Annotated in this window: 14 protein-coding genes; 3 read left to right on the forward strand and 11 right to left on the reverse strand. The window is 69.1% G+C overall.

Features of this window, described 5'->3' with window-relative positions; translation table 11 throughout:
* Window positions 1-36: 36 nt before the first annotated feature.
* Complete coding sequence (locus tag ABGA98_RS04485) at window positions 37-1,656, forward strand: GMC oxidoreductase (protein ID WP_347616860.1); 1,620 nt, start codon at window positions 37-39, stop codon at window positions 1,654-1,656.
* A gap of 6 nt (window positions 1,657-1,662) precedes the next feature.
* Here ABGA98_RS04485 and ABGA98_RS04490 read toward each other — a convergent pair whose 3' ends face one another.
* From ABGA98_RS04490 to ABGA98_RS04530, 9 genes are all read right to left on the reverse strand, one after another.
* A complete protein-coding gene (locus ABGA98_RS04490) occupies window positions 1,663-1,863 on the reverse strand; it encodes a hypothetical protein (protein WP_347616861.1) in 201 nt (66 codons plus the stop codon).
* A 480-nt stretch (window positions 1,864-2,343) separates the two neighbouring features.
* Entirely contained in the window at window positions 2,344-2,997 is a 654-nt protein-coding gene (locus tag ABGA98_RS04495) for an HNH endonuclease family protein (protein WP_347616862.1), read from the reverse strand.
* Between the two features lie 133 nt (window positions 2,998-3,130).
* A complete protein-coding gene (locus ABGA98_RS04500) occupies window positions 3,131-3,559 on the reverse strand; it encodes a hypothetical protein (RefSeq protein ID WP_347616863.1) in 429 nt (142 codons plus the stop codon).
* 282 nt (window positions 3,560-3,841) lie between these two features.
* The gene (fmdA, locus tag ABGA98_RS04505) at window positions 3,842-5,089 is read right to left on the reverse strand and encodes a formamidase (protein ID WP_347616864.1); all 1,248 of its coding nucleotides are present in this window, start codon (window positions 5,087-5,089) and stop codon (window positions 3,842-3,844) included.
* Between the two features lie 80 nt (window positions 5,090-5,169).
* Window positions 5,170-5,838 carry an AmiS/UreI family transporter gene (locus ABGA98_RS04510; RefSeq protein WP_347616865.1) on the reverse strand — a complete coding sequence of 223 codons (669 nt, stop codon included), beginning with the start codon at window positions 5,836-5,838 and terminating at the stop codon, window positions 5,170-5,172.
* 657 nt (window positions 5,839-6,495) lie between these two features.
* Entirely contained in the window at window positions 6,496-7,245 is a 750-nt protein-coding gene (locus ABGA98_RS04515; protein ID WP_347617705.1) for an amino acid ABC transporter ATP-binding protein, read from the reverse strand.
* A 41-nt stretch (window positions 7,246-7,286) separates the two neighbouring features.
* Window positions 7,287-8,201: an amino acid ABC transporter permease gene (locus ABGA98_RS04520; protein ID WP_347616866.1), complete on the reverse strand. Its 915-nt coding sequence runs from the start codon at window positions 8,199-8,201 to the stop codon at window positions 7,287-7,289.
* Window positions 8,198-9,148, reverse strand: coding sequence for an ABC transporter substrate-binding protein (locus ABGA98_RS04525; RefSeq protein ID WP_347616867.1), 951 nt, complete (start codon window positions 9,146-9,148; stop codon window positions 8,198-8,200). The genes ABGA98_RS04520 and ABGA98_RS04525 overlap by 4 nt, the downstream gene beginning before the upstream one ends.
* 14 nt (window positions 9,149-9,162) lie before the next feature.
* Window positions 9,163-10,731, reverse strand: coding sequence for an amidohydrolase (locus tag ABGA98_RS04530; RefSeq protein ID WP_347616868.1), 1,569 nt, complete (start codon window positions 10,729-10,731; stop codon window positions 9,163-9,165).
* Window positions 10,732-10,841: 110 nt separating this feature from the next.
* Between ABGA98_RS04530 and ABGA98_RS04535 the strand changes: the two genes are divergently transcribed.
* Together ABGA98_RS04535 and ABGA98_RS04540 are read left to right on the forward strand one after the other, a co-directional pair.
* Window positions 10,842-11,717 (forward strand): LysR family transcriptional regulator, encoded by an 876-nt coding sequence (locus tag ABGA98_RS04535; RefSeq protein WP_347616869.1) that lies wholly within the window; start codon window positions 10,842-10,844, stop codon window positions 11,715-11,717.
* A gap of 168 nt (window positions 11,718-11,885) precedes the next feature.
* Window positions 11,886-12,449, forward strand: coding sequence for a hypothetical protein (locus ABGA98_RS04540; RefSeq protein ID WP_347616870.1), 564 nt, complete (start codon window positions 11,886-11,888; stop codon window positions 12,447-12,449).
* Between the two features lie 58 nt (window positions 12,450-12,507).
* Here ABGA98_RS04540 and ABGA98_RS04545 read toward each other — a convergent pair whose 3' ends face one another.
* Complete coding sequence (locus tag ABGA98_RS04545) at window positions 12,508-12,828, reverse strand: hypothetical protein (RefSeq protein WP_347616871.1); 321 nt, start codon at window positions 12,826-12,828, stop codon at window positions 12,508-12,510.
* 121 nt (window positions 12,829-12,949) lie between these two features.
* Window positions 12,950-14,428 carry an MDR family MFS transporter gene (locus tag ABGA98_RS04550; RefSeq protein ID WP_347616872.1) on the reverse strand — a complete coding sequence of 493 codons (1,479 nt, stop codon included), beginning with the start codon at window positions 14,426-14,428 and terminating at the stop codon, window positions 12,950-12,952.
* Window positions 14,429-14,503: the final 75 nt, after the last annotated feature.

Below are 14,503 nucleotides of genomic sequence, written 5' to 3' on the forward strand. Positions count from 1 at the left end.
GCACCGACCGCCCTCGTCGCCACCCAGCGAGGAATCATGGACGAACACCCGCCTGCACGTGCCAGCGTCTCCCGCCGCGGATTCATCGCCGGGACCGGCTCCGCCCTGGGGCTGGCCGCCCTGGGCGTCCACGCGCGGCCGGCCGCCGCGTCCGCCCCGATCGCCGACGGCGCCCGCGTCGCCGTCCTGGTGATCGGCACCGGCTACGGCGGGTCGGTGGCCGCGCTCCGCCTCGCCCAGGCGGGCGTCGACGTGCACATGGTCGAGATGGGCATGGCCTGGGACACCCCGGGAACCGACGGCAAGATCTTCTGCAACACACGGGAGCCCGACTACCGCTCGTACTGGCTGCGTACGAGGACGAAGGCGCCGCTCAGCAACTTCCTCGGCTTCCCCATCGACCGGGACATCCCCCGCTACACAGGCATCCTGGACGCCGAGGAGTTCGGCGGCATCACGGTCTACCAGGGCCGCGGCGTCGGCGGGGGCTCGCTCGTCAACGGCGGCATGGCGGTCGTGCCCAAACGCGCGAACTTCGCCGCCGTGCTGCCCTCGGTGAATCCCGACGAGATGTACGCCACCTACTATCCGCGGGCCAACGCCGGGCTCGGCGTCGCCACCATCGACCCCGGCTGGTTCGAGTCGGCCGACTGTTACCAGTATTCGCGCGTGGGCCGCAAGCACGCCCAGCGCTCGTCGTTCCCGTTCGTGTTCGTGCCCGACGTGTACGACTGGGACTACATGCAGCAGGAGGCGGCCGGCACCGTGCCCAGGTCCGCGCTGGCCGGCGAGATCCTCTACGGCAACAACCACGGCAAGAAGTCGCTGCAGCGGACCTATCTCGCCCAGGCCAAGGCCACCGGCAGGGTGTCGATCTCCCCGCTGCACCGGGTCACCTCCGTCGCCCCGGGGTCCGGCGGCGCGTACACCGCCGTCATCGAGCAGCTCGACACCGCCGGCGGCGTCACCGCGACCAAGACGGTGACCGCCGACAAGGTGTTCTTCGCCGCCGGCAGCGTCGGCACCAGCAAACTCCTGGTACGGCTGAAGGCCACCGGCGCCCTGCCCGGCCTGAACGGCGAGATCGGCAAGGGCTGGGGTGACAACGGCAACGTCATGTGCGGCCGGGCCAACCATCTCTGGGACCCGACCGGCAGCCTCCAGTCGGCCATCCCCTGCTGCGGCATCGACAACTGGTCGGCCGGGGGCGCGTTCGCGGAGGTCGCGCCGCTGCCCACCGGCATCGAGACGTGGGCGTCCTTCTACCTGTCGATCACCAACAACCCGCACCGCGCGCAGTTCACCTGGAACGCGGCGGCGGGCAGGGTGGAGCTCGACTGGCAGACCGCATGGAAGCAGCCCTCCATCGACATGGCCAAGACGATCTTCGACAGGATCAACGCCACGGAGGGGACGATCTACCGTACCGACCTGTTCGGCGTGTACAAGATCTGGGGCGACCATCTCACGTACCACCCGCTCGGCGGCGCGGTCCTCAACAGGGCCACGGACAACTACGGCCGCCTGCACGGACATCCAGGCCTGTACGTCATCGACGGGGCGCTGATCCCGGGCAACACGACCGTCAACCCGTTCGTCACCATCACCGCGCTCGCCGAACGCAACATCGAGCGGATCATCGCCGCCGACCTGTGACCCGGTTCACGCCCATGGTCGTGCCCCCGGGCCGGCACGCTCGGCCAAGCCGTCAGCGACCCTGCCCGCGCGCAGGCCAACCGCCTCGCCCGGGACCAGCTGGTCGCGGATGACGCCGTCCGCGGCGCCCGCCGGCTCGGCATCCGCGTGCTCGAGGTCGACGGCTCCCGTGACGCCGAGGCGATCGCGGATATCGTCGCGGACCATTTCGGCCCGTACCTTCCCTAGCCACTGACGCTGCCGCCCCCGACACGCGGGCGAACGGGCCCGCGTGTCGTCATCAGCGTTCGTGCGGCTCCCGCGGGCCACGCGAGATCGGCGGCCTTTACGTAGTGAATTCACCGTCAAGCATCCCTGAAATTGCCGGATATGTCCCTGAATATGGCGATATGGGTGCTAGCGTCCGAATTGAGGAATGCGATCAACGGGGGAGGAACAATGACGTTCGACTTCCAGCATGGAGGAGGCTGCGGCCGTCGGCGCCGCTGGCGTCGCCGTCGCTGCCGTCGTAGGCGCTGGTGGGGCGGCTGGGGCGGCCCCTGGTGGGGCGACGACTGGGACTGGTGGTAATCCATTCCCACGAGAGCCGCGGATTGTGGCGATGTCGGTGTGCGGCCTACACCCGTTGGCAAACTGCACCCTCGCCACAATCCGCACCTCGTGTCACATCACCCGCACCTTTCCGCGTCAACACTTACGGAGCATGTTGAGCAGAGCGACTTTCTCGTTCCGCGTCACGAAAAGCCGGTAGTGGCGCTTCACCGTGATCCAGGAAACGGCATAACGGCACCAGTGGGCGCGGCGCGGTGGGCGCCAGCTCTGCGGGCCCTTGGCGCCCTTGGCGATGTTGGCGGAGTGGCTGACCGTGACGAGTTCAGGCCGCTTGAGGTCGTTGGCGAAAGCGCGCCTGCGCGCCGGGCTCCACCTGCTCGCCCCCGAACGCCACGCGTACGCCAGCGGCACGACATGGTCGACGTCGACCAGCCTCTCGCTCTTCAGCTTCTTGCCGTCGTACGGGCTGTACCAGACACCCTTGACCGGATGGCAGGCCGCGTTCTTGCGCACGCGCCGGCCGTCACGGGCCAGAACCACCTCGCGGGTGTTGCACCTGCCCTTGTACTTCTCCCATCGCGGCTGGAAGTGGCGGCGGCTGTAGCCGCGAATCGATAACGGCCTGGACACCTTCAACTGGGCCAGCATCTTGCGGGCCAGCGCGCCGGCCTCGGCCTGGGATCGTTTGCGGGCATCCGCCGCCGCGTGCGGGGTCGCGAAGACAGCGGTGATCGGGATGGCCAGCAGAGCCAGCACGACGACTCTGACCGTCCGCGTCAAAAAGATCATGCCTACACCCCTACCAGCACGCCCCCCGGCGGCGGCAGCGATATTCATGAAACCGGTGGGCGAGGCAAGCATCCCTCCCCGTCACGTTCGACCTGTCCGGGCCCGCTCGCGCGTCAACGGACCGCCGCCGCTTCTACGGAGCGCCGCCGATGGCGCAGGCGCGGCACGGGGGCTGGCCACAGGTGCACTGCATGATGGCGTCGAGAACGTCGTGGTCGTGGTAAAGGCACTGGTCTCTGCAGGTGTGCCGCGGCACGAAGCCCGCCTGGATCTCGTCGGGCCACGGCTCGTGCCCTTCGCGGCAGCGTACGAACCGCTCGGGGTCGGACGCGTGCAGCCCCTGCATGCGTGCGCGCGCCGCGCCCTCCAGCGTCCGCGTCTCTTCCACCATGGTGGTGAGCTGGGCGGCGATGGCGGAATACTGGTCGTCCCCGGTGCGCACGTGCGCGGCCCGCAGCGCCATGGCCGCGTTGCTCAGGAATCGTGTGGCGTCCTGAAGGTCGGTGGTGTGGTGCAACTGAATGCCGGTAACGCCTCGGACCCACACGGCGTCGTCTTGCATGGATCAACCTTTCACGGCGCAGAGCGCTCACAACTGTTCTGGGGGATACGCCGAAGGATAACGCGCCTTTTACCGGGCTTTCCGTGGCGGAGCGACCGGGTTGACCCTCTTCGCAACGGTCCAGGTGAAAGAGAAAAGCCGTCCACGTCGGCCGATCCGGCCGCGTGACGCATGCGGAGGCGGGCCGCCACCATGCGGAGAAAACTTTAAGCATTGTTTGCCATATTATTAAGGAGTGGCCCCCGGGCGATATCCCGGAGGCCACTCCGTGCGGTATGGCGGTCAGCTCGTCACGGCGCACTGCCCGCGATCCTGGCTGGCGGGTCCTTTCGTGTTGGGACGTACGTCGAAGTCGAAGATCGCGGTGGGCAGGTAGAGCGAGCAGCACGCGTTCGGGATGTCGACGATCCCGCTGACCCGCCCCTCGATCGGTGCCGCGCCGAGAAGCAGATAGGCCTGTTCGCCGCTGTAACCCCACCTCTTGAGATACTCGACGGCGTTGAGGCAGGCCCTGCGGTAGGCCACCGTCGCGTCGAGGTAGTAGTTGGTGTCGGTGTCGTGGTCCACCGAGATGCCGATGAACGACAGGAACTCCGAATATCTCGGCTCCACGTTTCCCGGCATGAAGAGCGGGTTGGTGGTGACCCCGTACTTCTCCATGCCGCCCTTGATGAGGTCGACGTGGAAGTCGATGTAGCCTCCCATCTCGATCGCGCCGCAGAAGGTGATCTCCCCGTCACCCTGGCTGAAGTGCAGGTCACCTCCCGACAGTTTGGCGTCGGGCACGTGGACCGGGTAGAAGACCCGGGCTCCGCGGGTGAAGTTCTTGATGTCGTGGTTGCCGCCGTTCTCCCTGGCGGGCACGGTACGCGCTCCTTCGGCGGCGATCCGCTGGGCCACGTCGCCGGTCGCCGTGCCGGCGACGACGTTGTCGCTCAGCGGTGGCAGGCCGAGCGGCGGAACGCGCTGCGGGTCGGTGTCGATGAGCGTCTGCTCCCGGCGGTTCCATCTGCTCAGCAGCTCGGCCGATGGCGCCGTGCCGAAGAGTCCCGGGTGGGTGATGCCGGTGAAGCGAACCCCCGGCAGGTGGCGGGAGGTCGCGACCTGACCGTGGAAATCCCAGATCGCCTTGTAGGCGTCGGGGAAGTAGTCGGTCAGGAATCCGCCGCCGTTCGCCTTGGCGAAGACGCCGGTGTACCCCCATCCCTGTCCTGGCGCCTCCCCTACCTGCTGGGGAACCGGGCCGAGGTCGAGGATGTCCACGACGAGAAGGTCTCCGGGTTCGGCGCCCTCCACCCCGATGGGCCCGCTCAGCATGTGCGCGAGGGTCAGGTCGACATCGCGTACGTCGTTCGCCGAGTCGTTGTTGCCGATCTGGGCGTCGGTCCATTCCCGGCATTCCATCCGGAACTCGTCTCCGGGGCGTACCATCTCCACCACCGGAATGTCCGGGTGCCAGCGGTTGTGCCCCGGGACCTCCTGGTCGCGCATCGACTTCGACTGGTCGATCTTGAAGATTACCTTCGGCATGATGCATGCCCTTCTTCTCGCGGATGGCTCCTTCCTGGCTGGGCGTGGGCCTCACCTCTCTTCCGCCTCGGCGGGCTCCGTCAGGTCCATCGCGGGCGATGCCGGCGCTCGCCCTCCGGCCTCGACCGCTCCTCCGCCTCGTCGGGCGCCGCGCCGGCCGGCTCGCCGTGCCGCGTCAGCGGCCACAGGACGGCGAACACCACCACGCCGAACACGGCGAGGATGATCGCGAAGAGCCTGGTGTCGCGCCAGTAGCCGGCCAGGGTCAGGTAGGCGGGGATCGCCGCCGTGACCCAGCCCTGGATCGCCGTGACCCAGCCGGTGTACCTGGTGATCCGCGTACGTTTCAGCCCGAGCAGCACGAAGAACAGCGCCCACAGGAACGACCAGTAGAGCCAGATGACGCCGAAGGCGGGATCGCCGAGGATCCGGAAGTTGGCGAAGGAATAGCCGAGCGCCATGATGGCCACGAAGAGCGAGAAATAGCCGACCCCTGTGGTGTCGAAGCCGCCGAGCAGGTTGATGCCCACATAGAGATAGGTGAATCCGAACAGGTAGATGCCCGACGCGCCGAGCACCACGGCCGCGTCGGTGGGATTGAGGATGACCAGCACGGTGGGCGTGATCACCTGCAGCGCTCCGACGAACAGGTTGAACACGCCGGCCGCTTTCGGTTCGACCCTTCCCAGGAGCATCAGACCGTTGAGGAAGAGTACCGCCCCTACGTAAAGCAGTCCGACGGCTCCCATATCCGGCACCTCCTCGTGTCAGTACGGGTGGTCGCGTCCGCCGGATGCCACGCCGCCGGCGAACGCGACGCCTGCTGGCTGTTTCAAGGCCGAGGAAGACGCGACAGTGCCGGGTGCTGCGGCGGTTGCCACCGCCGCCCCGGAGGCACGCGCGTGACCACCTCGGGCGCTTCCCTGCTCTGCTCCTCTCGGGTCAGGGCGGCGGACGCCGCCGGGGAAAGCCGGGTGAGGTTCGGGACGGTGAAGAATCGGCGGGCCGGAGAGCGGCACACCGGACACTCGCGGACCGCCTCGGCGGTCCCTATCGGCAGGCGCACCTCGAATTGCCCGCAATCCAGACAGCGGTACGCGTACGTTGCCATGGACATCCCCGTAAAAGATCGGGTTTCTTTTCACGGCACGACACCGCATGCGGCGTAATGCCGATATCTCCAGAAAACCTCTAGAAGATTCGCCGTGTCAAGGTCCACACCCTGGCCCCGCGCGAATAAAAAAGGCCTTGTTCGCGCACTGCCCGCCATTTATCTCGATGCAGAAAAATGGCTTTTAATTAAGACGGTCATGACGCTATCCAGACGGACGCCGCCCTGCCGCTGGAACTCGCCGGCGCGCGGGCCAGGACGGCGGCGGGCTGGCCCCGGCGCGAAGGCGGGCCCTCTACCGCAGGCCCTCCTTAGGGCCGAGCACGCTGGACAGGAACGCTTTGGTGCGCTCCTGGCCCGGAGCGGCCAGGAGCTCGCCGGGCCGGCCCCGCTCGACGGCCACGCCGTCGTCGAAGAAGGTCAGCCAGTCGCCGACCTCCCTGGCGAAGGCGATCTCGTGGGTCACCACGACCATCGTCATCCCGTCGGCGGCCAGCCCTTTCATGACCTCCAGAACCTCGTCCACCAGTTCCGGGTCCAGGGCGGACGTCGGCTCGTCGAACAACATCAGCGCCGGGTTCATCGCCAGCGCCCTGGCGATGGCCACCCGCTGCTGCTGTCCGCCCGAGAGCTGGTGGGGTCGCTTGTGCGCGTGGTCGGCCAGTCCCACCCGCTCCAGGTGCTCCATCGCCAGCCCCCGCGCCTTGTCCGCCGGGCTGCCCAGCACGTGGACGGGCCCGCAGGCCACGTTCTCCAGCGCGCTCTGGTGGGCGAACAGGTTGAAGCGCTGGAACACCATGCCGATGTTCCGGCGGAAGGCGGCGAACTCCCTGGGCGTCCAGGGGTGGTACCTGCCGTCGCGCAGGGTGTGACCGACCTCCTCCCCGAGCACCCGCAGGCTGCCGCCGAGCACCGGCTCGAGACCGTTGACGCAGCGCAGGAACGTGGACTTGCCCGAGCCCGACGGGCCGATGACACAGCTCACCTCGCCCGCGGACACGGTGAAGTCCACGCCGTTGAGCACCTGCACGTCGCCGTAGCTCATCCGGACGCCGGCGGCCTGCACGACCTGCGTCCCCGGCGCGGTCACGCCGTCGCCTTCGGCAGAACCCTGGCCGCCAGGCCGCCGCCGCGCACGAGACGTACGGCGTCGGAACCGAACCGGCGCTCCAGCCTCCCCTGCAGGAAGGTCGCCACGGCGGTCATGAGCATGTACCACAGGCTCGCCACGATCAGCAGCTCCATGATCAGGTTGTTGGCCTTGTAGATCTGGCTGGCGTTGGTCATCAGGTCGTGCCCGGCGACCACGTACACCAGCGACGTGGTCTTCAGCATGGAGATGAACTCGTTGCCCGTCGGCGGGATGATGATGCGCAGCGCCTGCGGGAGCACGATGACCCGCATCCGCTTGCCGGGGGTCATGCCCAGCGCGTACGCCGCCTCGGTCTGCCCCTTGTCGACGGCCTGGATGCCGGCGCGCACGGTCTCGGCGAAATAGGCGGCCAGGTTCAGCCCCAGGCCCAGCATGGCGGAGGTGAAGCCGGTCATCACCTCGTTGGTGTCCCACTTGACGCCGACCATGGTGAACGGGATCTTGAGCACCAGCTCGGGGAACAGGTAGGCCAGGTTGTACCAGAAGATGAGCTGCACCAGGACGGGCGTGCCGCGGAAGAACCAGATGTAGCCGCCGGCCAGCCCGCTCAGCACCGGGTTGTACGACAGCCGCATGATCGCGATCAGCACGCCCAGCACCAGCCCGAGAACCGTGGCCACCACCGAGATCTCGATGGTGACCCAGACCCCGGCCAAAATGCGGTCGTCGAGCAGATATTCGGCGACCTTGCTCCAGTCGAGGCGAGGGTTGACGACGACCAGGTAGGCCAGCCAACCCGCGACCGCCAGGGCGGCGGCGGCGCCCACCCACCGGCCCCAGTGCAGGGTGCGTGCGACGGGGACGGAGGTGCCCGTCGCGTCGGGGATCGGCTCGGTCCGCACGGTCACTTACCGCCGTTGACCGTGGCGGACTCGACGGCCAGCTTCTCCAGGTTCCACGCCTTGAGCACCTTGCCGTACTCGCCGCTCTGGATAAGGGAGTTCAGTGCGCCCTTGACGGACTCGATCAGCTCCTTGTCGTCCGGCTTCATGCCGATCCCCCACAGGCTTTCCGTGCCTTCGAGCGCGATCCCCTCCACCCCGAGCTTGGGATCGGCGGCCTTGTAGGTCGTCACCACGTAGTCGGTGATGCTGGCCTGCGCGCGACCGCCGCCGACCTGGAGCAGGGCCTCCTGGTCGCCGGGGAACTTCAGGATGGTCAGGCCGCCCTTGCCGGCCTTCTCGCAGTCGGCGTCGTACTGTTCGGCCAGCGCGAGCGAGGAGCCGTTGTCGACGACGGAGACCGTCTTGCCGCACAGGTCGTCAGGCCCCGAGATGCCCGCCGGGTTGCCCTTCTTGACCAGGAGTCCCGCGCCCGCCCGTACGTAGTCGACGAACGAGAGCTTGCCCTGGCGTTCGGCGTTGTCGGTCATCGAGGAGATGACGAAGTCGTAGCGGCCGGTGAGCACGCCGGGGATCTGCGAGTTGAACTCCTCGTCGGTGATGGTCACCTTGACGCCGAGCTTCCTCGCGATGGCCCGGGTCAGGGAGGGGTCGAGCCCGATCGCGGTCTTGCCGTCGGAGGCGTACAACTCCATCGGCGGGTAGCCGAGGGAGGAGACGACCTTCAGCCCGTCGGTCTTCAGCCGGGCGGGCACCTTGGCGGCGAGCGCCTGGTCCGGGGTGATCGCGTTGATGACGTCGGCCGCCTTGTCCTCGGCGGGGGCCTGGTCGAGCACGACGGGCGCGGCCGACTGCCCGGCCTCCGCGCCGGAGTCGAGGGGCTCGGCGCCGCAGGCCGTGGCGGCGGCGAGCAGCGCACCGGCAGCGAGCAACGTACGGATCCGGGTGTTCACTGGGGGGTTCTCCTTCAGCTTCGCTGCCAGCGGACCTCGCCGCCGACGACGGTGGTCATGACCTTGGTGCGCAGCACCGCGTCCGGTGACTCCCGGTAGGGGTCGGTGTCCACCGCGATGAAGTCGGCGAGCTTGCCGGGCGCGAGGGTGCCCTTGCGCTCTTCTTCGCCCGCCGCGTAGGCCGCGCCCAGGGTGTGAGCGGTGATGGCCTCGGCCATGCTCAGCCGCTGCTCGGGCTGCCAGCCGCCGGGTGGCGTGCCGTCGGGGCGGGTACGGGTGGCGGCGGCGTGGAGTGCGGCGAACGGATTGGGATGCTCCACGGGGGCGTCGGAGCCGAAGGCCAGGGCGACGCCGACGTTCAGCATCCCGCGCCAGGCGTAGGACGCCACCCCGTGACCGGCCAGCAGAGAGTCGACCAGGTCGATGTCGCTGGTGCAGTGCACGGGCTGCATGGAGGCGGCGATGCCCAGCCGGGCCATCCTCGCCAGGTCGGCGGGCCGCAGGTGCTGGGCGTGCTCGATGCGGTGCCGCAGGCCGGGGGTGCGGCCGATGGCCTCGTAGGCGTCGATGACCAGGCGGTTGGCCCGGTCGCCGATCGCGTGCGTGGCCACCGCGATGCCGGCGCCCGCGGCCCTGCCGAACAGCTTGACGAGGTCGTCGTACGGCGTGACCGCGATGCCGGCGTTGCCCTGATCGCCGGCGAAGGGTTCGCTCATGTGGCAGGTGTGCGAGCCGAGCGCGCCGTCGCTGAAGATCTTCACCGGCCCCGTGCGGATCCAGTCGTCCCCCTGCCCGGTCCGGCGGCCCTCCTCGATGGCGGCCGACAGGTGGGTCGCCGGGATCGCCTTGTGCACGCGCAGCTTCAGCCGGCCTGTCTCGCGCAGTTCCAGGTAGGCCGCCCGGCAGTCCTCGCCGTCGATGTCGTGCACGCTGGTCAGGCCGAGCCCGAGCAGTTCCTCCTGGGCGGCGCGGAGCCGGTCGGTCAGGTCGGCGGAGACCATGAGGTGGCGCAGCGGGTACGACGCCGACTCGCGCAGGATGCCGGTCGGCTCCCCGTCGGCGTCCCTGGCGATCTCGCCGCCCACCGGGTCGGGGGTGCCGGCGTCGATGCCGACCAGGCGCAGGGCCGCGGAGTTGGCCCAGACCGTGTGGCCGTCGACGCTGGGCAGCGCGACCGGCAGGCTGGGGCAGACCGAGTCCAGGGCGTACCTGTCCGGCTGGGCGGGCGGGTCCCAGGTGTTGCTGTTCCAGCGGCCGCCGAACAACCAGGCGCCCGGTCGCAGCCGGGCGGCGTGCGCGGCCACCCTGGCCAGGGCCTCGTCCAGGGAGCGCACGTCGCGCAGGTCGACCGCGTCCAGGCTCAGGGCGTACTGGGCGGTGTGGATGTGGGCGTCGTAGAGGCCGGGCAGGACGGCGGCGCCCTCCAGGTCGATCAGCTCCGCACCCGGCCCCGCCGCCTCGCGCACGTCCGCCTCGCTGCCGACGGCCAGCAAGGTCTGGCCCTCCACGGCCATGGCCTGGGCCAACGGGTTCTCGCCGACTCCGGTGTGGATGGCGGCGTTGCGGTACACGCGGATGCTCATGGGACTCTCAGCGGGTCGGAAATGTGATGGGCCTCACTGTAGGAGTAGCTAAATGCAGGTGGAAGTGCTACAAACACGACATTTAGCGCTTCTGAGGGTAAGGGTTGCTGATGCTGAAGCCGGAACACCTGCGCACTCTCCGTGAGGTCGTGCAGCGGGGATCGTTCGCGGCCGCCGCCAACCGGCTCGGTTACACCCCCTCCGCCGTCTCCCAGCAGATGGCCGCCCTGGAGCGGGAGATGGGCGTGACGCTGTTCGAGCGCTTCGCCCACAGCGTGCTGCCGACCAGCGCCGCCGAGGTGCTGGCCAGGCACGCGGAGGTCGTGCTCATCGACATCGAGCGCATGACCTCCACCGTCCAGGAGGTGCACAGGAACAGCGAGCGGCAGATCCGCCTGGGCATCTTCCCGAGCTTCGCCGACGTGCTGACCGGCGTCCTGCGCGACATGGAGCCCGCCGACCGCGCCGCCATCCGGCTCTCCGTGGCCGAACCCTCACAACTCATCCCGCGCCTGGGCGCAGGCGGCGAACTGGACGCGGCCATCGTCTACCAGGTGGGCAACTCCGGCCTGTCGTGGCCGTCATCGCTGGGCCGGCGGTGGGTCGCCGAGGACCGCTACAAGGTCGTCCTGCCGCGCGGCTGGCCCGACCTGGCGCCGTACCGAGTGGAGCAGTTCGTCGACCTGCCGTGGATCGTGCACCATCCGGCGAGCAGCGACGCGTCCTTCTTCGACGGCGTGTTCGCGCGCTGGCGGCTGCATCCGAGGGTGACCTGCCACTCCGACGACTTCAAGATCACACTGGCCATGGCCGAGGCGGGGCTGGGCGCGGCGCTCGTCCCCGACCTCGCGCTGCGCGATCACGGCCGGGACATCGTGGTCGCCGACGTGCCATGGCTGAACACCAGTCGCAGCATCTTCACCCTCGTCCGCCCCGACCGCGAGACCGCCCGCCTGCAGTCACTCCTGGACGCACTGGTCGTCTGACCGCCCCCGCCTGGGCGGCCGCTCGCTCGCAAGCCGCCCAGGACGCATCCCGAGCCGTCCGGGACGCGGGCTCGCAAGCCGCCCGGAGTCCTCGATCGCAAGCCGTCAGGCGGACGGCGCTCCTGACAGACCGTAGCCGCGCGATCATGTGGATGTTATCTTGCGCGGATGAGATGGGTTCGCCTGGCGCCGGCCGTGGTCGTCGGGATGCTGGTCACCGCCTGCGCGGACGGCCCGCCACCGGCCACCCCGGCGACGACGGCTCCGGCGACCGCCTCCCCCGCCCCGGCGACCACCGCCGCCGGCCCGTCCCCTTCCGGATCACCGGCGACGCCGAAGGTGACGCAGGACGTACAGAACGCTTTCCGGGCCGCGATGGACGCACACCCGGGCGCGGACAAACTGGACAAGTGCACCCGGCGCACCCCCCTGAGCAGCAGGACCTGCGGCAAAGCGCTCGCGGCGGCGGTCAAGGTCGCCGCCGGCACCGCGCGCCGGCTGCGCAAGCAATACCCGGAACATGCCGACCTGCTCTACGGCGGGGTGCTCCTCGCCGCCAGTGACATGCAGGAGATGCTCACGCGGATGCGCGACCCGATCCCCTGCTACGGGCTCAGCGACGCGCCGCAACCCCCGCCGCCGCTGCGCGCCGAGGCACAGGAGATCTGCGCCGAGGCCGCCGACATCACCAAGTCGACGTGGCGGATCTTTCTCGCGCAGGTCGAACGCTGACGTGCCCCGTCCCGCGCGTCACCCCGCCGGATTCCTGGACGGCACAGTTCTCCTGGAGTCAGGCCCGCCCTCCCGCTCCCCAGAACAGCGGCCCAGAGGTCGGGTGGACCGTGATGCGCCATCCGATCCGCTCGAGCTGTCGTTCGAGGTCCGCCGGGCGGTGCGGGACCTTGACGATCCGGTAGGCGGTCCCGTCCATGAGCCGGCGTTGGATGGTCACGGATTGCTCGCCCTCGATCAGCTCGTCGGCGGTCCGGTAACTGTCGTCGACGAAGAACACCCGCCCGTCCGGCTTCAGGCAGTCGGCCACCAGCGACCAGAAGGACACGAAGCGTTCCGGCGGAACGTGCGACAGCCAGAACCCGAAGAAGACGAGCATCGGTCGATCCCATGGATCGACCATCACAAAGCATCCCGCTGGCGGCAACAGGGCCACGTCGAAACCCTTGCCCATCTCCGTCCATGTCGTCCGGCCAACCGCCCCGGACCGATGACCCGGCTCAGGCCTGCGATCGGCTGGGCTCCTCGATCTCGCCGGCGTTGTCGGCTCGGGCCTCGGCTCGGGCCGGGAGAAGCAGGGCGGTGACCACCACGAGCACGGACAACACCGCGCCGATGATGAAGGCCAGCCGCATGCCGCCGAGGTTGGCGAGCACCTCCGTGACCCCCTCGGACCGCAGGGCCTCGGCACGCGCGCTCATCACGGTGATCACAAGCGCGGTCCCCATGGCGGCGGCGACCTGCTGCAGCGTGCTCAGGATCGAACTTGCGTGGGAGTAGAGCGACGGCGGAACCGCTCCGAGGCCGAGGGTGAACACCGGGGTGAAGGTCGCGGCCAGGCTCACCATCAGCAGCGCGTGCAGGCCGAGCAGCTGCCAGATCGGCATGGTCATCGTGACCTGGGTGAAGCCGATGAGCGCGAACATGATCCCGATCGCGCCGGGGATGACCAGGACCCGGCCGCCGAACCGGTCGAACAGGCGGCCGACGGTCGGACCGAGCAGCCCCATCGCCAGACCGCCCGGCATGACGAGCAGCCCGGTCTCCAGGGCGCTGAGCTGGCGGACGTTCTGGAGGTAGAGCGGCAGCAGGATCATCGAGCCGAGCATCGCCATGAACGACACCGACATCATGATCAGCGCGACGGTGTAGGTGCGGTGGCGCAGGGTGCGCAGGTCCAGCAGCGGCACGCCCCGCTTCTGCAACGACAGCTGCCGGACGACGAACACGGCGATGGACGCCAGGCCCGCGACCACGATCGCGGCCGCGACGCGCACGTCACCGCCCTCGAACCGGCTGAGCCCGTAGACCAGCCCGCCGAAGCCCGCGGCCGCGGTCACCACGCTCAGCCAGTCGACGGTGCCGAACCGGGGCTCCCCGACGTTCTTGAGCTGCCTCAACCCGCTCCACGTGACCACGGCGGCGATGGGGAGCACCACGGCGAACAGCAGCCGCCACGACCCGAACTGGAGGATCACCCCGGAGACCGTCGGGCCCATCGCGGGCGCCACCGAGATGGCCAGGCTGACGTTGCCCATCACCCGGCCCCTATCCTCCTCGGGCACCACCTGCATCAACGTGGTCATCAGCAGCGGCATCATCACGGCCGTCCCGGACGCCTGGATGATGCGGGCGGCAAGCAGCACCTCGAACGACGGCGCGACGGCGGCCAGCGCCGTGCCGGCCAGGAACAGACCCATCGCGACGGTATAGGCGCTGCGGGTGGACACCCGCTGCAGGAACCATCCGGTGATCGGGATCACCGCGGCCATGGTCAGCATGAAGGCGGTCGAGAGCCACTGCGCGGTCTGCTCGGTGATGTGCAACGCGCTCATCAACTGCGGGATCGCGTTGATCATGATCGTCTCGTTGAGGATGACCACGAACGTGGCCAGCACCAGCAGCCGGATCACGGGCGGGGTGCGGCCCTTGACGGCGGTCGCGGAGGTGGCGGGTGAGTCGAGCAGTGGGCCGGGCACGATACCTCGATCGGGGTTGTCGGGAGTGACATCGTCGCGGCTGGCATCCCAGCCTCGGGTCTCACAAGAAGTTGT

The organism is Nonomuraea sp. B1E8 (assembly GCF_039871515.1).
In the GTDB taxonomy this organism is placed as follows: domain Bacteria; phylum Actinomycetota; class Actinomycetes; order Streptosporangiales; family Streptosporangiaceae; genus Nonomuraea.

What these genes read in the sequence shown, in the direction of transcription:
- ABGA98_RS04485 (WP_347616860.1), top strand. Translation starts at nt 37, where the DNA reads ATGGACGAACACCCGCCTGCACGTGCCAGCGTCTCCCGCCGCGGATTC.
- ABGA98_RS04490 (WP_347616861.1), bottom strand. Translation starts at nt 1,863, where the DNA reads ATGGTCCGCGACGATATCCGCGATCGCCTCGGCGTCACGGGAGCCGTC.
- ABGA98_RS04495 (WP_347616862.1), bottom strand. Translation starts at nt 2,997, where the DNA reads ATGATCTTTTTGACGCGGACGGTCAGAGTCGTCGTGCTGGCTCTGCTG.
- ABGA98_RS04500 (WP_347616863.1), bottom strand. Translation starts at nt 3,559, where the DNA reads ATGCAAGACGACGCCGTGTGGGTCCGAGGCGTTACCGGCATTCAGTTG.
- fmdA (WP_347616864.1), bottom strand. Translation starts at nt 5,089, where the DNA reads ATGCCGAAGGTAATCTTCAAGATCGACCAGTCGAAGTCGATGCGCGAC.
- ABGA98_RS04510 (WP_347616865.1), bottom strand. Translation starts at nt 5,838, where the DNA reads ATGGGAGCCGTCGGACTGCTTTACGTAGGGGCGGTACTCTTCCTCAAC.
- ABGA98_RS04515 (WP_347617705.1), bottom strand. Translation starts at nt 7,245, where the DNA reads ATGAGCTACGGCGACGTGCAGGTGCTCAACGGCGTGGACTTCACCGTG.
- ABGA98_RS04530 (WP_347616868.1), bottom strand. Translation starts at nt 10,731, where the DNA reads ATGAGCATCCGCGTGTACCGCAACGCCGCCATCCACACCGGAGTCGGC.
- ABGA98_RS04535 (WP_347616869.1), top strand. Translation starts at nt 10,842, where the DNA reads ATGCTGAAGCCGGAACACCTGCGCACTCTCCGTGAGGTCGTGCAGCGG.
- ABGA98_RS04540 (WP_347616870.1), top strand. Translation starts at nt 11,886, where the DNA reads ATGAGATGGGTTCGCCTGGCGCCGGCCGTGGTCGTCGGGATGCTGGTC.
- ABGA98_RS04545 (WP_347616871.1), bottom strand. Translation starts at nt 12,828, where the DNA reads ATGCTCGTCTTCTTCGGGTTCTGGCTGTCGCACGTTCCGCCGGAACGC.